This window comes from Raoultella sp. T31, from assembly GCF_002806725.1.
Classification (GTDB): domain Bacteria; phylum Pseudomonadota; class Gammaproteobacteria; order Enterobacterales; family Enterobacteriaceae; genus Klebsiella; species Klebsiella electrica.
In genome coordinates this window covers 29,535-50,605 of sequence record NZ_PIBO01000016.1, presented here as the reverse complement: position 1 = coordinate 50,605, position 21,071 = coordinate 29,535, and the positions used below count along the sequence as shown (strand labels likewise).

15 protein-coding genes are annotated in these 21,071 nt (G+C 56.7%); 5 read left to right on the top strand and 10 right to left on the bottom strand.

The features are described from left to right. Positions 1-35 precede the first annotated feature (35 nt). Positions 36-2,273, bottom strand: coding sequence for a GTP diphosphokinase (relA, locus tag CWM52_RS13150; RefSeq protein WP_100684520.1), 2,238 nt, complete (start codon positions 2,271-2,273; stop codon positions 36-38). Positions 2,274-2,382: 109 nt separating this feature from the next. Further along, the gene (gene rlmD / locus CWM52_RS13145) at positions 2,383-3,687 is read right to left on the bottom strand and encodes a 23S rRNA (uracil(1939)-C(5))-methyltransferase RlmD (protein WP_100684519.1); all 1,305 of its coding nucleotides are present in this window, start codon (positions 3,685-3,687) and stop codon (positions 2,383-2,385) included. Positions 3,688-3,854: 167 nt separating this feature from the next. Here rlmD and barA point away from each other — a divergent pair, with 167 nt between their 5' ends. Next, positions 3,855-6,608, top strand: coding sequence for a two-component sensor histidine kinase BarA (gene barA, locus CWM52_RS13140; RefSeq protein ID WP_100684518.1), 2,754 nt, complete (start codon positions 3,855-3,857; stop codon positions 6,606-6,608). A 77-nt stretch (positions 6,609-6,685) separates the two neighbouring features. Here barA and CWM52_RS13135 read toward each other — a convergent pair whose 3' ends face one another. From CWM52_RS13135 to syd, 8 genes are all read right to left on the bottom strand, one after another. Then, positions 6,686-7,825, bottom strand: a complete 1,140-nt coding sequence (locus CWM52_RS13135) for a glycerate kinase (RefSeq protein WP_100684517.1) — start codon at positions 7,823-7,825, stop codon at positions 6,686-6,688. A 70-nt stretch (positions 7,826-7,895) separates the two neighbouring features. Next, positions 7,896-9,236, bottom strand: coding sequence for a glucarate dehydratase (gudD, locus tag CWM52_RS13130; protein ID WP_100684516.1), 1,341 nt, complete (start codon positions 9,234-9,236; stop codon positions 7,896-7,898). A gap of 15 nt (positions 9,237-9,251) precedes the next feature. Then, on the bottom strand, positions 9,252-10,607 hold the full coding sequence (locus tag CWM52_RS13125) for an enolase C-terminal domain-like protein (RefSeq protein ID WP_100684515.1): 1,356 nt from the start codon (positions 10,605-10,607) through the stop codon (positions 9,252-9,254). A gap of 2 nt (positions 10,608-10,609) precedes the next feature. Beyond that, positions 10,610-11,962: a galactarate/glucarate/glycerate transporter GudP gene (gene gudP, locus CWM52_RS13120; RefSeq protein ID WP_100684514.1), complete on the bottom strand. Its 1,353-nt coding sequence runs from the start codon at positions 11,960-11,962 to the stop codon at positions 10,610-10,612. Between the two features lie 493 nt (positions 11,963-12,455). After that, positions 12,456-12,899, bottom strand: coding sequence for a flavodoxin (locus CWM52_RS13115; RefSeq protein ID WP_100684513.1), 444 nt, complete (start codon positions 12,897-12,899; stop codon positions 12,456-12,458). Positions 12,900-12,901: 2 nt separating this feature from the next. Beyond that, positions 12,902-13,696: a tRNA pseudouridine(65) synthase TruC gene (truC, locus tag CWM52_RS13110; RefSeq protein ID WP_100684512.1), complete on the bottom strand. Its 795-nt coding sequence runs from the start codon at positions 13,694-13,696 to the stop codon at positions 12,902-12,904. Continuing rightward, positions 13,696-14,025, bottom strand: coding sequence for a YqcC family protein (locus CWM52_RS13105; RefSeq protein WP_100684511.1), 330 nt, complete (start codon positions 14,023-14,025; stop codon positions 13,696-13,698). The genes truC and CWM52_RS13105 overlap by 1 nt, the downstream gene beginning before the upstream one ends. 785 nt (positions 14,026-14,810) lie before the next feature. Further along, positions 14,811-15,356 carry a SecY-interacting protein gene (gene syd / locus CWM52_RS13095; protein WP_100684509.1) on the bottom strand — a complete coding sequence of 182 codons (546 nt, stop codon included), beginning with the start codon at positions 15,354-15,356 and terminating at the stop codon, positions 14,811-14,813. A gap of 68 nt (positions 15,357-15,424) precedes the next feature. Between syd and queF the strand changes: the two genes are divergently transcribed. The 4 genes from queF (at position 15,425) to CWM52_RS13075 (ending at position 21,006) form a co-directional block, all read left to right on the top strand. Beyond that, positions 15,425-16,270 carry an NADPH-dependent 7-cyano-7-deazaguanine reductase QueF gene (gene queF, locus CWM52_RS13090; RefSeq protein ID WP_100684508.1) on the top strand — a complete coding sequence of 282 codons (846 nt, stop codon included), beginning with the start codon at positions 15,425-15,427 and terminating at the stop codon, positions 16,268-16,270. A 111-nt stretch (positions 16,271-16,381) separates the two neighbouring features. After that, positions 16,382-17,749, top strand: a complete 1,368-nt coding sequence (ppnN, locus tag CWM52_RS13085) for a nucleotide 5'-monophosphate nucleosidase PpnN (RefSeq protein ID WP_100684507.1) — start codon at positions 16,382-16,384, stop codon at positions 17,747-17,749. A 544-nt stretch (positions 17,750-18,293) separates the two neighbouring features. Then, positions 18,294-19,583: an HAAAP family serine/threonine permease gene (locus CWM52_RS13080; protein ID WP_100684506.1), complete on the top strand. Its 1,290-nt coding sequence runs from the start codon at positions 18,294-18,296 to the stop codon at positions 19,581-19,583. A 55-nt stretch (positions 19,584-19,638) separates the two neighbouring features. After that, complete coding sequence (locus CWM52_RS13075) at positions 19,639-21,006, top strand: L-serine ammonia-lyase (RefSeq protein ID WP_100684505.1); 1,368 nt, start codon at positions 19,639-19,641, stop codon at positions 21,004-21,006. Positions 21,007-21,071: the final 65 nt, after the last annotated feature.

Below are 21,071 nucleotides of genomic sequence, written 5' to 3'. Positions count from 1 at the left end.
CGTCAGAGAGAGGGTCAGCATGGAAGGCAAAGCGGTTAGCCGCCGTGCAGGCGGCGGGCATCAATCACATCCGGAACCTGGTTCAGTTTCCCGAGCACGCGGCCGAGGACCTGCAGGTTGTAGATTTCAATGTTCATATCGATAGTCGCCAGCTGCTGTTTGGTGTCGCTACGGCTGGCAACGCCCAGCACATTCACCTTCTCGTTAGCGAGAATGGTGGTGATATCGCGCAGCAGGCCGCTACGATCGTTGGCCACGACCCGAACGACTAACGAATAGCCAGCGGAATAGCTTTCTCCCCAGACCGCGTCAACGATACGCTCCGGGGCGTGCGATTGCAGCTCAGCCAGCTGATCGCAGTCTGCCCGGTGCACGGAAATCCCGCGCCCCTGGGTGATGAAACCGACGATCTCATCGCCTGGAATCGGCTGACAGCAGCGCGCGATGTGGTGCATCAGATTGCCCACCCCTTCCACAACGACGCGACCGTTGTCTTTGCTGCGATTCTGAGGCGCCCAGGTTTTCTGCTGCAGTTGTTTCAGCGCCGCCGCGTCCTGCTCTTCGGCGCTCGGCTTATTGAACTGCGACTGCAGGAAGTTGACCATCTGGTTAAGGCGAATATCTCCGCCGCCAATGGCCGCCAGCAGCTCATCCAGCTCATTGAAGTTGTAACGCGGCAGCAGCTGTTTCTCTGCCTCCTTGAGGCTAATCCCCAGGTGCTCAAGCTCATCATCGAGAATCTGTCGCCCGGCGAGAATATTCTTGTCGCGATCCTGCTTGCGGAACCAGGCGTGGATTTTGGAACGTCCGCGGCTGGTGGTGACATAGCCGAGGTTGGGGTTCAGCCAGTCGCGGCTTGGGTTTGGCTGCTTCTGGGTAATGATTTCAATCTGATCGCCCATTTGCAGCTGATAGGTAAACGGTACAATGCGCCCGCTGATTTTGGCGCCAATGCAGCGGTGGCCGACGTCGCTATGGATATGGTAGGCGAAGTCGAGCGGCGTGGAGCCGGCAGGTAAATCGACCACGTCGCCTTTTGGCGTAAAGACATATACCCGGTCGTCAAAGACCTGGCTGCGCACCTCATCGAGCATTTCGCCGGAATCCGCCATCTCTTCTTGCCAGGCGATCAGCTTACGCAGCCAGGCAATACGATCTTCATAGCCGCGTCCACCGCCTGCCGCCGCGCCGGCGCCTTCTTTGTATTTCCAGTGCGCGGCGACGCCCAGCTCGGCATCTTCATGCATCTGGCGGGTACGAATCTGGATCTCCACCGTTTTACCGCCCGGCCCCAACACCACGGTATGAATCGACTGATAGCCATTCGGTTTGGGATTGGCAACGTAATCATCGAACTCATCCGGCAGATGGCGATAGTGAGTGTGCACTATCCCCAGTGCGGCATAGCAGTCCTGCAGGCGCTCGGCGACAATACGTACCGCGCGCACATCAAACAGCTCATCAAAGGTGAGATGTTTTTTCTGCATTTTGCGCCAGATGCTGTAGATGTGCTTCGGTCGGCCATAGACTTCGGCCTTCACCCCTTCGGTTTTCATTTCGACACGCAGATGGCCGACAAACTCATCAATGTAGTGTTCACGATCGATGCGCCGCTCGTGCAGCAGTTTGGCAATCCGCTTATATTCATCGGGATGCAGGTAGCGGAAGCAATAATCTTCCAGCTCCCATTTCAGCTGGCCAATACCTAAACGGTTGGCCAGCGGGGCGTAGATATTGGTGCACTCTTTTGCCGCCAGTACGCGTTCGTCTTCGGGCTCATCTTTGACTTCCCGCAGGTGGGCGATCCGCTCGGCCAGCTTGATGACCACGCAACGGAAATCGTCGACCATCGCCAGCAGCATGCGGCGAATATTATCAACTTGCTCCGATGAGACCGAGTCGGTATGGGTGGCTTTAAGCTGGCGAATCGCCGCCATATCGCGCACGCCGTGAATCAATGTCACGACGGACTTGCCGACGCTCTCCTGCATCACCTCTTCGCTGACGACGTTGCCATCCGCCAGCGGGAACAGCATCGCGGCCCGTAGCGTATCGATATCCATGCTTAGTGTAGAAAGGATTTCCACCATTTCTACGCCGCGCCATAAGATCAGATCCGCTCGAGGATGCCCCTGCGTTTTCTCGCGACAATAGTCCCAGGTTTCGGCTAAGCGTTCACACGACTGCTGGCTGGAAATTCCCAGACTCGCGATCCATTTCTTCGGGTCAAATTCACCAGCTTTATTTAAATGTGCACTTCTTACCGCAACCATTGTCCTCTCCTTAAGGGACCTGGCCTGCCGAAGTCGGCAAGCCTCAACGTTGACACTTCATCCTTCGGTACGCCGGGGGATTGGCTGCCTCGGTCTGATCCGAACGATTCTATGCATCTCTGTGCTCAAACAACACCATTGATTCCAGATGTCCGGTGTGCGGGAACATATCCAGCATCGCCAGGCGTTGAATCTTATAGCCCGCCTGCAGCAGCAGGTCGCTATCGCGCGCCAGGGTCGCCGGATTACAGGAGACATAGACGACGCGACGCGGGGCAAGTTTTATAATGTGTGACATCACGCCCGGCGCCCCGGCTCGCGCCGGGTCGAGTAATATTTTATCAAAACCATGCTGCGCCCAGGCCTGACGGGTTACATCTTCTTCCAGATTTTCATGAAAGAACGTCACGTTATGCAACTGATTAAGCGCGGCATTTTCCCGCCCTTTCTCGACCAGCGCCGGAACGCCTTCAACGCCCACGACGCTGGCTGCGCGCGTAGCCAGCGGCAGGGTAAAATTCCCCATACCGCAGAACAGATCGAGCACCCGGTCCTGAGGCTGAATATCCAGCCACGCCAGCGCCGTTTGCACCATCAGCTGATTGACGCCATCGTTCACCTGGATAAAGTCGCGCGGGCTAAACATTAAGCGTAGCCCCTCGGAAGTATACCAGGGGGATTCCCCGCTAATATGTTCCAGTTTCTCGCTTTGCGGCGCCAGGTACAGCGCGAGTGCGTGAGATTGCGAAAATCGTTCCAGTTTTTCTTTATCGACGGCCGGTAACGCTGCCGTGTGGCGCAGGACCATCAACGGGCCATTGTCCGCCAGCACCAGCTCGACATGCCCGAGCTGACGCAGCGATTTCAGGCCGGACAAGCACTCGCGCACCGCCGGCAGCAATGCCTCAAGATCGGGCGCCAGAATGGGGCACTGCACCACGTCGATTATCTCGCTGGATCCAGCCTGACGAAACCCCATCTGTAATTGTGAGGTCTTTGGCTGATAATTCAAGCTCAGACGTGCGCGTCGACGATATCCCCACGGCGAAGCGGCTATAATGTCGTCAACATCGCGCTTCATCAGCCGGGCAAGCGCGGCGCGTTTACTTTGCTGCTGGAGCTCTACGCTGGCATGCTGTTGCTGGCAGCCGCCGCAGGTACCGAAATGCGGGCAGCGCGGCGCCTGGCGCTGCGGGCTGTCATTAAGACGACGTTTGACCTGCGCCCGGGAGTACTGTTTTTTGTCTTCAACCACGACAACGTCAGCCTGTTCCTGGGGCAATAAGCCATGAATAAATAGCGCTTTACCATGGTGACGAGCAACGCCCTGACCAAAGGGATCGAGGTCATTGACTGTAACGGTTATGATCTGGCGCGTCGTCACACGCCGTTTTGCAGAGTAGAATTGCGCCATCGTAGAGATTTGTCTCAATCAAATAAACTGACTCTGTACACGAGTCCATACACAGTGCGTCAGGGCGGCCAGTCAGCGTCCCCGGCGGCGAAGAGTGGCCCGTCGCAGGAACCGCCAACGCAGAGCACTTGATGGATGAAGGGTATATTCTCCCATAATGGAACCGCATGACCAACTACAGCCTACGTGCCCGCATGATGATTCTTATTCTGGCGCCAACCGTACTGATCGGTTTGTTGCTCAGTATTTTCTTCGTCGCGCATCGCTATCACGACCTGCAGCGTCAGCTGGAAGACGCCGGGGCCAGTATTATTGAACCGCTGGCGGTCTCCAGTGAATACGGTATGAATCTGCAAAACCGCGAGTCCATCGGCCAGCTGATTAGCGTTCTGCATCGCCGCCATTCCGATATCGTACGCGCTATTTCGATTTATGATTCGCAAAACCGGCTATTCGTCACCTCTAATTTTCAGCTCAACCCCAGCGAGCTGCGTCTGGAGAATGGGGCGAAATTTCCTCGCCAGCTAAGCGCGGTGCGCAAGGGCGACGTCATGATTTTGCGTACGCCTATCGTCTCGGAAAGCTATTCACCCGATGAATCGCCGATGTCCGATGCCAAAATGCCCGGCAACATGCTGGGCTATGTCGCCCTCGAACTGGATCTCAAATCGGTGCGGCTGCAGCAGTACAAAGAGATTTTCATCTCCAGCGTCATGATGCTGTTCTGTATCGGCATTGCGCTGATTTTCGGCTGGCGCCTGATGCGCGATGTCACCGGGCCGATCCGCAATATGGTGAATACCGTCGACCGCATTCGTCGCGGCCAGCTCGACAGCCGCGTCGAAGGGTTTATGCTCGGCGAACTGGATATGCTGAAAAACGGCATCAACTCCATGGCTATGTCGCTGGCGGCCTACCACGAAGAGATGCAGCACAATATTGACCAGGCGACCTCCGATCTGCGCGAAACCCTCGAACAGATGGAGATTCAGAACGTTGAGCTGGATCTGGCGAAGAAGCGCGCCCAGGAGGCGGCCCGCATCAAATCAGAATTCCTCGCCAATATGTCTCACGAGCTACGAACGCCGCTCAATGGCGTTATTGGCTTTACCCGCCTGACCCTGAAGACCGATTTAAATACCACTCAGCGCGACCACCTCACCACTATCGAGCGCTCGGCGAACAACCTGCTCGCTATCATTAACGACGTGCTGGACTTCTCGAAGCTGGAAGCGGGTAAACTGATTCTCGAGAGCATTCCGTTCCTGCTGCGTAATGCGCTGGATGAGGTTGTGACGCTGCTGGCGCACTCCGCGCACGATAAGGGACTGGAGCTGACGCTGAACATCAAAAATGATGTTCCGGATAATATTATCGGCGACCCTCTGCGCCTGCAGCAGATCATCACCAACCTGGTGGGCAATGCCATCAAGTTTACCGAACATGGCAATATTGATGTTCTGGTCGAACAGCGCGCGCTGAGCAACACCAGCGTACAAATCGAAATTCAAATCCACGATACCGGGATTGGGATCCCGGAACGCGATCAGTCCCGTCTGTTCCAGGCGTTCCGTCAGGCCGATGCCAGTATTTCCCGTCGTCACGGCGGCACCGGGCTCGGACTGGTGATTACCCAGCGGCTGGTCAGAGAGATGGGCGGCGATATCTCATTCCACAGCCAGCCGAATCGCGGCTCCACGTTCTGGTTCCATATCAACCTCGACCTCAATCCCAACGCGGTTCAGGAGAGTCCGCCGACCCAAGGTCTGGCGGGCAAAACGCTGGCCTACGTCGAGGCCAATGCGGCGGCGGCGCAGTGCACCATGGAGCTGCTGGCGACCCTGCCGCTGGAGGTGGTGTACAGCCCGACATTTTCCGCGCTGCCGGAAGCACACTACGATATCCTGCTGGCCGGCCTTCCGGTATCAATGCGCGACCTGAGCCAGCAAAAGGATAACCTGACGAAAGCCTGCGCCATAGCCGACAACTTACTGCTGGCGCTCCCCTGCCATGCGCATATCAATGGCGAAACCCTGAAGCAAGACGGCGTCGCCGCCTGCCTGCTCAAGCCGCTGACCGCCACGCGGTTAATCCCGGCGCTCACCGCCTCCTGCCGCAGCCGAACGCCGATAGTCGCGCCCCATACTGACAGCCACAAGCTGCCGATGACGGTGATGGCGGTGGACGATAATCCGGCGAACCTGAAGCTTATCGGCGTGCTGCTCGAAGATCTGGTCCAGCACGTCACGCTGTGTGAGAGCGGTCAGCGCGCCGTCGAGCAGGCCAGAGAGATGCAGCTGGATCTGGTTCTGATGGATATTCAGATGCCGGATATGGACGGTATTCGCGCCTGCGAGCTGATTCGCCACCTTCCCCATCAGCAGCAAACGCCGGTGATCGCCGTCACCGCCCACGCCTTTGACGGGCAAAAAGAGAAGCTGATGAAGGCCGGGATGAACGACTACCTGGCGAAGCCCATCGAAGAGGATAAGCTGCACAGCCTGCTACTGCACTATCAGCCGGGCAGGCATACCGTGCCGCGGCGGGCGGTGGAGCCTGTCGAAGCCCCCATCGACTGTAACGTGACGCTCGACTGGCAGCTGGCGCTACGCCAGGCCGCCATGAAACCGGATCTGGCGCGGGAGATGCTGCAAATGCTGCTCGCCTTTATGCCAGAGGTGCGTAATAAAGTGGAAGAACAGCTGGTTGGCGAAGAGCCGGAGGGGCTGCTGGATTTGATTCATAAACTTCACGGAAGCTGCAGCTATAGCGGAGTTCCGCGGCTGAAAAAGCTGTGCCAGACCCTCGAAAGCCAGCTGCGCGCCGGTACCACCGCCGAAGAGCTGGAGCCGGAGTTGCTGGAACTGCTGGATGAAATGGATAATGTCACGCGGGAAGCGTGCAAAATGCTGGGCATATAAATCGCCTTCCCCGGCTTGCGCGGGCTATGGCGCAAACGACGCCGCCCCGGCGGGCGGCGCGTGACCGGGGAAGCGTCTTACAGCTTGCGTCCCATGTTCAGCACCGCGGCAACGTTTCTCGCCGTCATGCGCACGTTATCGGCCGCGTTCTCCAGCGCCTCCTCCAGTGTACAGACCGAATAAATCACGCTGAATACCGCATCCAGCCCGTGCTGATGAACAATCCCCACATCCGCAGTCAGGCTGCCGGCAATAGCAATAACCGGTACGTTATAGCGCTGCGCAACCTTCGCCACCCCCACCGGCACCTTGCCATGGATCGTCTGGCTGTCAATGCGCCCTTCGCCGGTGATAACCAGGTCTGCGTCCGCCACCAGCTCCGCCAGGCGCAGCGCATCAGTCACAATCTCAATGCCCGGACGCAGCCGCGCGCCACAGAATGCATACAGGGCGGCACCCATGCCGCCTGCCGCGCCGCCGCCCTCAAGATGCAGCACGTCGACAGCTAAATCACGTTGAATAATGCGCGCATAATGCGCCAGCGCGCGATCGAGACGGACTATCATCTCCGCCGTCGCCCCTTTTTGCGGCCCAAATACCGCAGTAGCGCCTTCCGGCCCCGTTAGCGGATTGGTCACATCGCAGGCCACATCGATGCGGCAATCGGCGAGACGGCTATCCAGTTCGCTCAGATCAATGCGCGCCAGTTGCTCCAGCGCGCCGCCGCCGACGGCAATCTGCTGATTATCCGCCGTCAGCAACTTTCCACCCAGCGCCTGCACCATTCCGGCGCCGCCGTCATTCGTCGCGCTACCGCCAATACCAATAATAATCTGCTGGACGCCGGCATCCAGCGCGTGACGAATCAGTTCCCCGGTTCCCCAGGTGGTCGTTACCAATGGGTTACGGCACGTCGGCGGTACGCTTTCCAGTCCGCTGGCCGCCGCCATTTCAATAAAAGCACAGCGCTCATCGCCGGAAAGGCCGTAGAAAGCGTGCACCGGTTTGTTCAACGGGCCGGTCACCGTCACCGGCACCAGACGCCCCTGAGTGGCGGCAACCATCGCTTCGACGGTCCCTTCTCCGCCATCGGCAACAGGCAACCTGACATACTCCGCATCAGGATAAATCTCCTGAAACCCCGCTTCTATCGCCGTTGCAACATCCAGAGCACTCAGGCTCTCCTTGTATGAATCCGGTGCAATCACTATTTTCATACGCTGTCCTTAATATGCACAAACATCCGGTAGCAAAACCACTCAGGTTCCCGCAGGAAGCGGATTTTCCTTAGCGCACCATACACGGACGCTTGTTATCAAACGTCCAGTTCGGGATAAGGTACTGCATGGCCATCGCATCGTCACGCGCGCCCAGCCCGTGCTTTTTATATAGCTCATTCGCCTGCATCACGCGGTCCATATCCAGCTCAACGCCGAGGCCCGGCGTGGCGGGCACCTGCACCATACCACCTTTGATCTCAAAAGGTTGTCGGGTCAATCGCTGATTGCCTTCCTGCCAGATCCAATGGGTATCGATAGCGGTAATGTTGCCTGGCGCCGCCGCCGCAACGTGGGTGAACATCGCCAGCGAGATATCGAAATGGTTGTTGGAATGCGAGCCCCAGGTCAAACCAAATTCATGGCACATCTGCGCCACGCGCACCGATCCCTGCATGGTCCAGAAGTGCGGATCCGCCAGCGGAATGTCCACCGATTGCAAAGATAAAGTATGCCCCATCTGACGCCAGTCGGTGGCAATCATATTGGTGGCCGTCGGCAGGCCGGTGGCGCGGCGGAACTCCGCCATCACTTCACGACCGGAGAAGCCCTGTTCAGCGCCGCAGGGATCTTCCGCATAGGCCAGCACCCCTTTCAGCTGTTTGCCAATGTTGATGGCTTCATCCAGGCGCCAGGCGCCGTTCGGATCGAGCGTCACGCGCGCCTGCGGGAAACGTTTAGCCAGCGCCATAATCGACTCCGCCTCTTCTTCGCCCGCCAGCACGCCGCCTTTGAGTTTGAAATCGTTGAAGCCATATTTTTCGTAGGCCGCCTCCGCCAGACGCACGACGGCGTCCGGCGTCATGGCCTCTTCATGACGAAGCCGGTACCAGTCGCACTTCTCATCGCCCTGACTTTGATAGGCCAGCGGCGTGGCATGACGGTTACCGACGAAGAACAGGTAGCCCAGCATTTCGACTTCGCTACGCTGTTGGCCATCGCCGAGCAGAGAGGCGACGTTGACGCCCAGATGCTGTCCCAGCAGATCCAGCAGCGCGGCTTCAATCCCGGTGACAACGTGAATGGTGGTACGCAGATCGAAAGTTTGCAAACCGCGCCCGCCGGCGTCACGGTCGGCAAAGCGGCGGCGTACCGCCCCGAGGACGTTTTTATATTCGCCGAGCGCTTTCCCGACGACCCACTCCGCGGCCTCTTCCAGTGTCTGGCGGATTTTCTCGCCGCCGGGGATTTCCCCTACGCCGGTATGGCCTGAGTTATCTTTGATAATCACAATATTGCGGGTGAAGTACGGGGCATGCGCGCCGCTAAGATTCATCAGCATACTGTCGTGGCCGGCAACCGGAATAACCTGCATCGCGGTGACGACGGGGGTAGAAAACAGGGTGGTCATGATGAAATCCTTTTGTTATTGATTGGCGACCGCGCGGCGGCCAAACACGGGACGCTTGCGGTCAAATTTCCAGCCGGGGATCAGATACTGCATCGGCGCCGCGTCATTACGCGCGCCTCCCGGCAGCGCCTTATAGGTCTCATGGGCTTTTTGCACCTGCGTCCAGTCCAGCTCGATACCGAGGCCGGGCGCATCCGGTACGGCAATCTTGCCGTGCTCAATCTGCAGCGGATTTTTGGTCAGACGGCAGTCGCCTTCCTGCCAGATCCAGTGAGTATCGATTGCCGTCGGGTTGCCCGGCGCGGCGGCGCCCACGTGAGTAAACATCGCCAGTGAAATGTCAAAATGGTTGTTCGAGTGGCAACCCCATGTCAGCCCCCATTCATCACACAGCTGGGCGACTCGCACCGCGCCGGAGAGCGTCCAGAAGTGCGGATCGGCTAACGGAATGTCTACCGCGTTGAGCATCACCGCATGCCCCATTTCCCGCCAGTTGGTGGCAATCATATTGGTGGCGACCGGTAGCCCGGTGGCACGACGAAATTCCGCCATCACCTCCCGCCCGGAGAAGCCCTGCTCGGCGCCGCACGGATCTTCCGCATAGGTCAACACCTCCTGCAGGCCCTTACACAGTTCAATCGCCTCATCCAGCAGCCAGGCGCCGTTCGGGTCGACCGTAATCCGCGCATCCGGGAAGCGTTGTTTCAGCGCACGCGCGCTTTCAATTTCCTGCTCACCGGGTAAAACACCGCCCTTCAGTTTGAAATCTTTAAAGCCGTAGCGATCTTGCGCAGCCTCGGCAAGGCGCACTATCGCAGCGCTGGTCAGCGCCTCCTGATGGCGCAGGCGGTACCACTCATGAGCTCCTGGGGTACTCTGCAGATAAGGAAGGTCCGTTTTGTTTCGATCGCCGATATAGAAGATATAGCCCAGCACGGTGACCGCATCACGCTGTTTACCCGGTCCCAGCAGTTCACAAACCGGGACATTCAGCGCTTTGCCCAGCAGATCCAGCAGCGCGGCCTCCAGCGCCGCGACCGCATTAACCCGCAGTTCAAAGGTCCAGGCCCCCTTACCGAAGGTGTCAAAATCCGCCGCCTGGTTGCCTTTATGAACCTGCTGAACCACGTTATTCAGGCGGGCGACCTCTTTTCCCAGTACCAGCGGAATAGCGTCCACCAGCGTCTGATAAATCACTTCGCCGCCGGGCGCCTCGCCGATGCCGGTATTCCCCGCGTTATCGGTCAGTACCACGATATTGCGGGTAAACCAGGCGCTATGCGCCCCGCCGATGTTCAACAGCATGCTGTCGTGGCCAGCCACCGGAATGACTTTCATATCGGTGATTGTCGGACTGGATTGAGTATTCATGATTAGCGCTCCGTGACCGGTTTAAGTTCAATGCGTTTGATATCGCCCACCAGCACCAGATAGCTCAGTACCGCCACCAGCGCATGCACCCCGACGTAAATCAGCGCGCCGTTGAATGAGCCCGTCGTTCCGACGATGTAACCAATCGCAATCGGCGTCACGATGCCGGAGATATTGCCGAACATATTGAATAATCCGCCCGACAAACCGCTGATCTCTTTCGGCGCCGTATCGGCCATCACCGCCCAGCCGAGGGCGCCAATCCCTTTGCCGAAGAAGGCCAGCGCCATGAAGCCGATAATCATCCACTCCACGTTAACGTAGTTACAGAACACCATAGCCATCGACATCAGCATGCCTGCGACAATCGGGGTTTTACGGGCAATATTGAGCGAGCCGGTGCGACGCATTAACCAGTCGGAAATAATCCCGCCCAGCACACCGCCAGCAAACCCGCAGATTGCCGGCACCGAGGCGACAAAACCGGCTTTCAGAATCGACATGCCACGCGCCTGCACCAGGTAGACCGGGAACCAGGTGATAAAGAAGTAGGTCAAGGCGTTGATGCAGTACTGGCCGATATAGATCCCGACCATCATCCGGGAGCCGATCAGCTGTTTGATCTGCCCCCATTTTTCGCTAAGCGGGACTTTGCGGACATTTTTCTTCTGATCCATGTTGATCAGCGCGCCGCCTTCAGCAATGTACTCCAGCTCTTTTTTGTTTACGCCGGGGTGCTGATTCGGTTCATGGATGACTTTAAGCCATACCAAACTGATGACAATCCCCAGCCCTCCCATAAAGAAGAAGACGTGCGACCAGCCCACTTCATGGGTTAACCAGCCCATGATCGGCGCGAAGATAACGGTGGCAAAGTATTGCGCGGAGTTGAATATCGCCACCGCGGTTCCCCTTTCCTGCGCCGGGAACCAGGCCGCGACGATTCGACTGTTGCCGGGGAACGAGGGGGCTTCCGCCAGCCCGACCAGAAATCGCAGGGTAAACAGCGCGATAATAATACCGAAGCCGCTAAAGATATCGACGAAGCCCTGTAACAGGGTAAACATCGACCAGATGAAGATAGACCAAAAATAGACCCGTTTTGAACCAAAGCGGTCCAGCAACCATCCGCCGGGGATCTGACCGATAACGTAGGCCCATGAGAACGCGGAAAAAACATAGCCCATGCCCACCGCGTCCAGGCCAATATCTTTGGCCATTTCCGAACCGGCTATCGACAGCGTTGCGCGGTCGCCGTAGTTGAAAGAGGTGACGATAAACAGCATCACCACTATCCAGTAGCGGGCATTGGTGCGTTTTTCTGCACCGCTAGCCGCCTGACTTAATGTACTCATTGTTGCACTCCTGAATCATAGCCGTTAGCTACGTTCATTCTGAATGGCACAACCTGTAGGGTAGTCAGAATGACGTGTTTGAGTTTTTCATTGTTTTCGTTTTATCTGGCGCGCTGCTTTTTTAACTGGCAGGGAAAGTATAAAAAGAGGGCCTGAGCGGCTCACCGTGCATACACACAGCTTTAGCGGAGATTTAGCAATAGATTTATGGCTTATGCCTGACTGGATGGGGGGTAGTTCACGGAAATGAAAAGCGGAGGCGAGGAACAGCGGAAACGGCGAGACAAACGGCAGGAGTGTGAAATGCCTCACTTGACCCGGTGGAAACTCCCGGAATAAATCGTCCGCGTGAACCGCTTGTCGTGCAAATGCCCGATGTCCGGGACCGGTAAAAGGGTTAACATTTCATCGACCGTTTATCTGGCACTGGCATCAGGAAGTGACGCCCTCTATGTAGGGAGAGGGCGCAACTTTTATCCGTTGATGGATTGGCTTATTCGAGCAGACTCGCCCACTGTTCAACCCATGGGTTAGACACGCTCTCGGGTTCAGGGTCTTCGCTGGCATCGATCATCAGCATGTCGCCGATACGCCTGGCCCCCTGCTCCTGCAGCAATGCATCGAAGGTCTTACCGCCGCCGCAAAAGTTAGCGTAGGTGCTATCGCCAAGCGCGATAATCCCGTAGCGCAGGTGCGGCTGGTACATGTCTTTCATCCCTTCATACAGCGGGACGATGCTGTCCGGCAGATCGCCCTGACCGGTGGTGGAGGTGACGACCAGCACATATTTGCCGCTGTACGGCTCCCAGTCCTGAACCTCCGGGTCTTCAAACACCTTCGCTTTATGCCCGAGACCGCTCAGAATGGCTTCAGCCTCTTCGGCCACCAGCAGCGCGTTTCCATACATCGTGCCTACAAAAATACCGATATCTGCCATGATTATCTCCCTGAATTGACCTCAATTTCTTCATCCTGACCGCTGTCGTCAGCAAACTCAACCCTTTCATTTAGCGGCAGAAGGCCGCGCCAGCCAAACTGCGACAGCGCCCGCATCCAGACCTCGTCAAGGCCCGCACGGATCGTCAACGGCTCGCCGGTAAAGGGATGCGTTAACGATAGCTGGCTGGCGTGAAGCATCAAGCGGTCAACGGAAAAATGCTCTGCGGCGCTGCGGTTTTGCCGGAGATCGCCGTGTTTACTGTCGCCGATAATCGGGTGACGTAAATGGGAAAGATGGCGGCGCAGCTGGTGTTTACGCCCGGTTTCAGGCTCCAGCTCAACCAGGCTGTAGCGCGTCGTCGGATAACGTCCGGTGGCCACCGGCATTTCGACGGTCGCCATTCCACGATAGCGCGTAACCGCCGGCTGGGGTTCTTTATCGTCGCGGGCAAATTTATCGGCGATTTTATCCAGCTCTTCCACCAGCGGGTAATCGAGCACCGCTTCGTCGGTCAGCCAGCCGCGCACCACCGCGTGGTAGCGCTTTTGTATCTGATGCTGCTCAAACTGTTGAGACAGGCGCCTTCCCGCTTCGCTCGACAGCCCCATCAGCAGGACACCCGACGTCGGGCGGTCAAGGCGATGGGCGGTAAACACATGCTGACCAATCTGGTCGCGCACGGTTTGCATCACCACCACTTTTTCATCGCGGTCCAGCCAGCTGCGATGAACCAGCCAGCCGGAGGGTTTGTTCACCGCCACCAGCCACTCATCCTGATAGATAATCTCCAGCATCAGGCGTCATCACCGGCAAATAACGTATCCAGCAGCAGCAGCTCCGCCAGTACCCGCTCGCGCAGCGGATGCGCGGCATCGAGAGCCATCTCATAGTAGGGCGCAACGGCGAAATCCTGCGGCAATGGCTGTTCGCTATCGAGTAAATGGTGCATACGAGGGATCAGGACCCACTGCAGCCACTCCAGCGGTTCAAGCGTGTCCATACAGAAAGGCTGTTGGCTGGCAAAAGCACCGCTTTCCGGCGCATTTTCTTGCCAGTGGTCCGTTTCGCGCAGCAGCGCTTCAAGGGCGTGCAAACGCTCGCGCACGCTAAGGTGAAGAGTCATGGGAAACCTCGATGAGTTGTAAACCGGACGCAGGATAGCAAATACAGCGGCGAAAACTACTCAAAATCATGGCGCCTGGCGCATGACAACGCGCGCGGTCATGCGCCAGGCGCCAGACTCGTTGCCCGGTCTGGCCTGAAGCTGTCCCAGGCGATGCGGCCTTCGCTCAAATGCCCCCGGCCAAAGGCGCTGCGATAAAAAACAGGCATAAAAAAGGGAGCACTGTATAAACAGTGCTCCCGGTTCGTTTTGCAGCAATCCAGCTACATTGGTGCTCCCTGCTCGTCCATGAAAACTTTTCCTGAGGTCTCCTGACCATGTTCATCCGTAAACCTGTGCATCCTGCTCCCACACCACCCCGATGTGAAATCACTTATCCTTAAGTCTGTCCCGATCTTCCTGATCCACCGTTCATCATGAGCGGCTCACATTCTCCATCCTGGAGGTGTCCTTTACGCGTTCCTGCGTTATCCTGCGCTTCATCCTGAAGCCTGTCCTTGCAACGCCTTCCCGGCGGGTCCTGCATGAAGAGTCATCATCCTGATGTTCACTTCATTTCGCGACTTCCTGTCGACACACATAGGATCCCTGATTCCGCTTCGTCTTACAAGCCTTCTTAAGAGAATCTCTTAAGGTTAATCCCTGGCTGAACAGGCAAAAGGAAGAATAACTCACTGAATTGTATTGATTTAAAAGAAATAAAGTTTCGGAAAATTGGCTTAAATGATGACGATCTCTTACAGGTCTTGTAAGAGATCTCTCACAAACGGGTGGGGAAAAATGGATTACAGCACCGGCTCAAGCTGCTCAAGGAAGCTTGCCAGGGAAGGCGAAAGAGTGGTGCGTTTACGCGTGCCGAGCGTCTCTTTAAGCACTTCGCCGCTCAGATTGCACACCGAAATGACCTCCAGTTCGCTCTCGAGCGTGGCGATAAACAGCGTTGGCGACAGCTTCAGCCGTTTTTGCACCACCAGATGGCCGATTAAATTCTCCTGCACGCGCCGGAAGTCATCCGGACTCCAGGTTTGCAGCAGCAGCATCGTCTCACCGGCAAAGCGCGCGGCCATATCGCCAGCGAACTGAGTGGTATAATAACTGTGAATCGGCTGTTGTATCACAATATCCAGTGCCCGTTCAACCGCGCTGATATTTTGTTCTGCGGTAAAAGGCTGCGGCTGCCAGAAAACGGCGTCGTCGTTCGTCGCGCTGATGCAGGGTGACGGTACGCCATAAAGCTCTTCGCTACGCGGCAGGCTGGCGCGCTGCTGCTGCCAGGCGGCGCAATAACGTTGGGTGAAGGCTTGCAGCGCTTCTGCGGTTTGATAGTCCACCGGTTTCTCTCTTCACGTCAGACAGGATACACTTGGCGTATAGTGTACCCGCTTTACTATGGTGAAACATGTATTCTTACGATAATCATCAGGCGCTCGCTGGCCTGACGCTCGGTAAATCAACCGATTACCGCGATACTTACGATGCCTCGCTGCTACAGGGCGTACCGCGCAGTCTGAACCGCGATCCGCTGGGCCTGCACGCGGACAATCTGCCTTTTCACGGTGGCGATATCTGGACGCTGTACGAACTCTCCTGGCTCAACGCTAAAGGGCTGCCGCAGGTCGCCGTGGGCCATGTTGAACTCAATGACACCACCGTGAACCTGGTCGAGTCGAAGAGCTTTAAGCTCTACCTCAACAGCTTTAACCAGACCCGTTTTGCCAGCTGGCAGGAGGTTCAGGCGACGCTGACGCGCGATCTCAGCGCCTGCGCGCAGGGGGAAGTCACGGTTTCACTCTATCGCCTCGACGAACTCGAAGGCCAGCCGGTCGCACATCTGCACGGCACCTGCATCGACTTTCAGGATATTGAAATCGATAACTACCAGTTCAGCGCCGACTATCTGCAGGATGCCGCAAGCGGCAAAGTCGTCGAAGAGACGCTGGTCAGCCATCTGCTGAAGTCCAACTGCCTGATTACCCATCAGCCGGACTGGGGTTCGGTGCAAATTCAGTACCGCGGTTCCAGAATCGATCGCGAAAAGCTGCTGCGCTACCTGGTGTCGTTCCGTCACCACAACGAATTCCACGAGCAGTGCGTAGAGCGCATCTTCAACGATATTCAGCGTTTCTGCCAGCCGGAAACCCTTTCCGTTTATGCGCGCTACACGCGACGCGGCGGCCTGGACATCAACCCGTGGCGCAGTAACACCGATTTTGTTCCGGCCACCGGTCGCCTCGCGCGGCAATAATAAACATTTTCACAATTTGCGTGCGTTAACCCGCGCGCAAGGTTGTGAAAACGCCATCAGCAAGGCTATTGTAATCACAGGAAGACGATAATCGTCCTGTAAGGAGTTCACTTGATTACACACGTTAGCCCGCTTGGTTCAATGGATATGCTGTCACAGCTGGAAGTGGATATGCTTAAACGCACCGCCAGCAGTGATCTCTATCAACTCTTTCGTAACTGCTCGCTTGCTGTACTCAACTCGGGGAGTCTGACCGATAACAGCAAGGAGCTGCTGTCTCGTTTTGAAAACTTCGATATCAACGTGCTGCGTCGTGAACGCGGCGTGAAGCTGGAACTGATTAATCCTCCGGAAGAGGCCTTCGTTGACGGGCGCATTATCCGCTCCCTGCAGGCCAACCTGTTTGCCGTACTGCGCGATATCCTGTTCGTTTACGGGCAGATTCACAACACCGTGCGTTTCCCGAATCTCGACCTCGAAAGTTCAGTGCATATCACCAACCTGGTGTTCTCTATTCTGCGTAACGCCCGTGCGCTGCACGTCGGCGAAGCGCCGAATATGATCGTCTGCTGGGGCGGCCACTCGATTAACGAAAACGAATATCTGTACGCCCGTCGCGTCGGGACTCAGTTGGGTCTGCGCGAACTGAATATCTGCACCGGCTGCGGTCCGGGCGCGATGGAAGCGCCGATGAAAGGCGCCGCGGTCGGCCACGCCCAGCAGCGTTACAAAGACAGCCGCTTTATCGGCATGACCGAGCCATCAATTATCGCCGCCGAGCCACCTAACCCGCTGGTTAACGAACTGCTGATCATGCCGGATATCGAAAAACGTCTTGAGGCGTTTGTCCGTATCGCCCACGGCATTATTATCTTCCCTGGCGGCGTCGGTACCGCGGAAGAGCTGCTTTATCTGCTGGGGATTCTAATGCACCCGGCCAACACATCGCAGGTCCTGCCGCTGATCCTCACCGGTCCGAAAGAGAGCGCCGACTATTTCCGCGTGCTGGATGAGTTCATCGTCCATACGCTGGGCGAATCGGCGCGTCGCCACTATCGCATTATCATCGACGACGCCAGCGAAGTGGCGCGCCAGATGAAGAAAGCGATGCCGCTGGTGAAAGAGAGCCGCCGGGAAACCGACGATGCCTACAGCTTTAACTGGTCGATTCGTATCGCCCCGGATCTGCAAATGCCCTTCGATCCGACGCACGAAAACATGGCCAACCTCAAGCTTTATCCCGATCAGCCGGTCGAGTTGCTGGCAGCTGACCTGCGACGCGCGTTCTCCGGCATCGTGGCCGGTAACGTCAAAGAGGTGGGTATCCAGGCGATTGAAAAATTCGGCCCTTACAAGCTGCACGGCGATCCGGAGATGATGCGTCGGATGGACGACCTGCTGCAAGGCTTCGTCGCCCAGCACCGTATGAAGCTGCCGGGCGGCACCGCTTATATCCCTTGCTACGAAATCGGTTCCTGATAGCGGGTTAACCCGTCATTGCGGATTACGGCACGCGCTGGCGTAATCCGCTTTCTCCTTTTCTTGCCATCTTAAACTCCCTTTAGCCTCTTGAACTTCCCCGACCCAGGCTCCCATTGATCCATTTATTTTAAGAATGCTTTGTAACATTTTTACAAAGCCAATCGTTTGCGTTTCCATGACCAGCAATAAATATCACTAACAAAAAGGTGTTTAAGCGCAAAAACATCGTCAGTATCTCATTTTTACAGTAAAAACATCGTTATTAAGCCTCCCTCCTTTTATCTCATATCCTGTAAATGGTAGCCTTCGCGCCACAAATACCTGGCTGATCACCAGATACAGACTGTTGAACTAAAAATACCCACCCAGAAAGTGGATTATTGCAATTGGGATCGCGATCACTGATGCATTTAGCAGATAAATGTATCTTTCCGCCCCACTTGTTACGGAGAAAATCATTAAAAAACCGTAATCAAACGCATTTCATATCACTTAATTGATTTTAATCATTATATTTGGTCGCTTCATCCAGGAGATACAGATGGAAACCACTCAAACCAGCACTATCGTATCGGGCGAAACCCGTAGCGGATGGCGCAAAACAGATACCATGTGGATGCTGGGGCTGTACGGTACGGCAATCGGCGCGGGCGTGTTGTTCCTGCCGATTAATGCCGGTGTCGGCGGCATGATCCCCCTGATCATCATGGCAATTCTTGCCTTCCCGATGACCTTTTTCGCCCACCGCGGAATGACCCGTTTTGTCCTTTCCGGTAAGAATCCGGGGGAAAACATCACGGAAGTGGTGGAAGAGCACTTCGGTATCGGCGCAGGCAAACTGATTACTCTGCTCTACTTCTTCGCCATCTACCCGATTCTGCTGGTGTATAGCGTGGCGATTACCAATACCGTCGAGAGCTTTATGACCCACCAGCTGCAGATGACCGCACCGCCGCGTGCGATCCTGTCGCTGATTCTGATTGTGGGCATGATGACCATCGTGCGTTTCGGCGAACAGATGATTGTGAAAGCGATGAGTATTCTGGTGTTCCCGTTCGTTGTCGCGCTGATGATCCTCGCGCTGTACCTGATTCCTCAGTGGAACGGCGCGGCGCTGGAAACCCTCTCCCTGAACAGCAGCACCTTTAGCGGCAATGGTCTGTGGATGACTCTCTGGCTGGCGATTCCGGTGATGGTCTTCTCCTTTAACCACTCGCCGATCATCTCTTCCTTCGCCGTGGCGAAGCGTGAAGAGTACGGTCAGGACGCAGAGAAGAAGTGCTCCAGCATCCTGGCTCGCGCGCATATCATGATGGTACTGACCGTGATGTTCTTCGTCTTCAGCTGCGTACTGAGCCTGTCCCCGGCCGATCTGGCGGAGGCAAAAGCGCAAAACATCTCGATTCTGTCTTACCTGGCGAACCACTTTAACGCACCGGTCATTGCCTGGATGGCGCCGATCATCGCGATGATCGCCATCACTAAATCCTTCCTCGGCCACTACCTTGGCGCCCGTGAAGGCTTTAACGGCATGGTGATTAAATCCCTGCGCGGTAAAGGCAAATCCATCGAAATCAATAAACTGAACAAAATCACGGCGCTGTTCATGCTGGTGACCACCTGGATTGTGGCGACGCTGAACCCAAGCATCCTCGGGATGATCGAAACCCTCGGCGGCCCGATTATCGCAATGATTCTGTTCCTGATGCCGATGTATGCCATTCAGAAAGTCCCGGCCATGCGCAAATACAGCGGCCACATCAGCAACGTCTTCGTGGTGCTCATGGGCCTGATTGCTATCTCCGCGATTTTCTACTCTCTGTTCAGCTAATCTCTCCCCCGCGCCGCCAGCAGGCGGCGCGCTCCCCGACAGTACTGGATGCAACATGATCAGCGTATTCGATATTTTTAAAATCGGCATTGGCCCTTCCAGCTCCCATACCGTTGGCCCCATGAAAGCGGGCAAGCAATTCACGGACGATCTTATCGCCCGCGGGCTGCTTGCCGACGTCACCAAAGTCGTTGTCGACGTTTACGGCTCCCTTTCCCTCACCGGTAAAGGCCACCATACCGACATCGCGATTATTATGGGCCTGGCGGGCAACCTGCCTGACAGCGTTGATATCGACGCCATTCCGGCATTTATTCAGGACGTCAACACCCACGGCCGCCTGATGCTGGCAAACGGTCAGCAGGAAGTTGAATTCCCGGTTGACCAGTGCATGAATTTCCATGCTGATAACCTGTCGCTGCATGAGAACGGCATGCGCATTACCGCCCTGGGCGGCGACAAGGTTCTCTACAGCCAGACTTACTACTCCATCGGCGGTGGGTTTATTGTCGATGAACAACATTTCGGCCAGAGCAATGAAGCGCCGCCCGTGGTGCCTTACCCGTACAAAAATGCGGCCGACCTGCAAAGACACTGCCGCGAAAGCGGGCTCTCGCTTTCTGGTCTGATGATGCAAAACGAACTGGCATTGCACAGCAAAGAGCAGCTGGAACAGCACTTCGCCGCCGTCTGGGAAGTGATGAGCAGCGGTATTGAGCGTGGGATCACCACCGAAGGCGTACTGCCAGGCAAGATGCGGGTACCGCGTCGCGCCGCCGCCCTGCGCCGGATGCTGGTCAGCCAGGACAATACCAACAGCGACCCGATGGCGGTGGTTGACTGGATCAACATGTTTGCGCTGGCGGTCAATGAAGAGAATGCCGCCGGTGGACGCGTAGTGACCGCGCCCACCAACGGCGCCTGCGGCATCGTGCCGGCGGTGCTGGCCTATTACGACAAGTTTATCCGCAAGGTGAATGCCAATTCGCTGGCGCGTTACCTGCTGGTCACCAGCGCTATCGGCTCGCTGTATAAGATGAACGCCTCGATTTCCGGCGCCGAAGTCGGCTGCCAGGGCGAGGTCGGCGTAGCCTGCTCAATGGCAGCGGCCGGCCTGACGGAACTGCTGGGCGGCAGCCCCGGCCAGGTGTGCATCGCGGCGGAGATCGGTATGGAACACAACCTGGGTCTGACCTGCGACCCGGTTGCCGGCCAGGTACAGGTTCCCTGTATCGAACGTAACGCCATCGCCGCCGTCAAAGCGGTCAACGCCGCGCGAATGGCGCTGCGCCGTACCAGCGAACCGCGCGTCTGCCTCGATAAGGTCATCGAAACCATGTACGAAACGGGTAAAGATATGAACGCCAAGTACCGCGAAACTTCGCGCGGTGGCCTGGCGATGAAAATCGTCGCCTGCGATTAACGCCCCCTCCCGGTATGCTACGGCATGCCGGGCTCTCCTCTTCCCGCCCCCCTTCATTTATGTTA

What these genes read in the sequence shown, in the direction of transcription:
- relA (WP_100684520.1), bottom strand. Translation starts at nt 2,273, where the DNA reads ATGGTTGCGGTAAGAAGTGCACATTTAAATAAAGCTGGTGAATTTGAC.
- rlmD (WP_100684519.1), bottom strand. Translation starts at nt 3,687, where the DNA reads ATGGCGCAATTCTACTCTGCAAAACGGCGTGTGACGACGCGCCAGATC.
- barA (WP_100684518.1), top strand. Translation starts at nt 3,855, where the DNA reads ATGACCAACTACAGCCTACGTGCCCGCATGATGATTCTTATTCTGGCG.
- CWM52_RS13135 (WP_100684517.1), bottom strand. Translation starts at nt 7,825, where the DNA reads ATGAAAATAGTGATTGCACCGGATTCATACAAGGAGAGCCTGAGTGCT.
- gudD (WP_100684516.1), bottom strand. Translation starts at nt 9,236, where the DNA reads ATGACCACCCTGTTTTCTACCCCCGTCGTCACCGCGATGCAGGTTATT.
- CWM52_RS13125 (WP_100684515.1), bottom strand. Translation starts at nt 10,607, where the DNA reads ATGAATACTCAATCCAGTCCGACAATCACCGATATGAAAGTCATTCCG.
- gudP (WP_100684514.1), bottom strand. Translation starts at nt 11,962, where the DNA reads ATGAGTACATTAAGTCAGGCGGCTAGCGGTGCAGAAAAACGCACCAAT.
- CWM52_RS13115 (WP_100684513.1), bottom strand. Translation starts at nt 12,899, where the DNA reads ATGGCAGATATCGGTATTTTTGTAGGCACGATGTATGGAAACGCGCTG.
- truC (WP_100684512.1), bottom strand. Translation starts at nt 13,696, where the DNA reads ATGCTGGAGATTATCTATCAGGATGAGTGGCTGGTGGCGGTGAACAAA.
- CWM52_RS13105 (WP_100684511.1), bottom strand. Translation starts at nt 14,025, where the DNA reads ATGACTCTTCACCTTAGCGTGCGCGAGCGTTTGCACGCCCTTGAAGCG.
- queF (WP_100684508.1), top strand. Translation starts at nt 15,425, where the DNA reads ATGTATTCTTACGATAATCATCAGGCGCTCGCTGGCCTGACGCTCGGT.
- CWM52_RS13080 (WP_100684506.1), top strand. Translation starts at nt 18,294, where the DNA reads ATGGAAACCACTCAAACCAGCACTATCGTATCGGGCGAAACCCGTAGC.
- CWM52_RS13075 (WP_100684505.1), top strand. Translation starts at nt 19,639, where the DNA reads ATGATCAGCGTATTCGATATTTTTAAAATCGGCATTGGCCCTTCCAGC.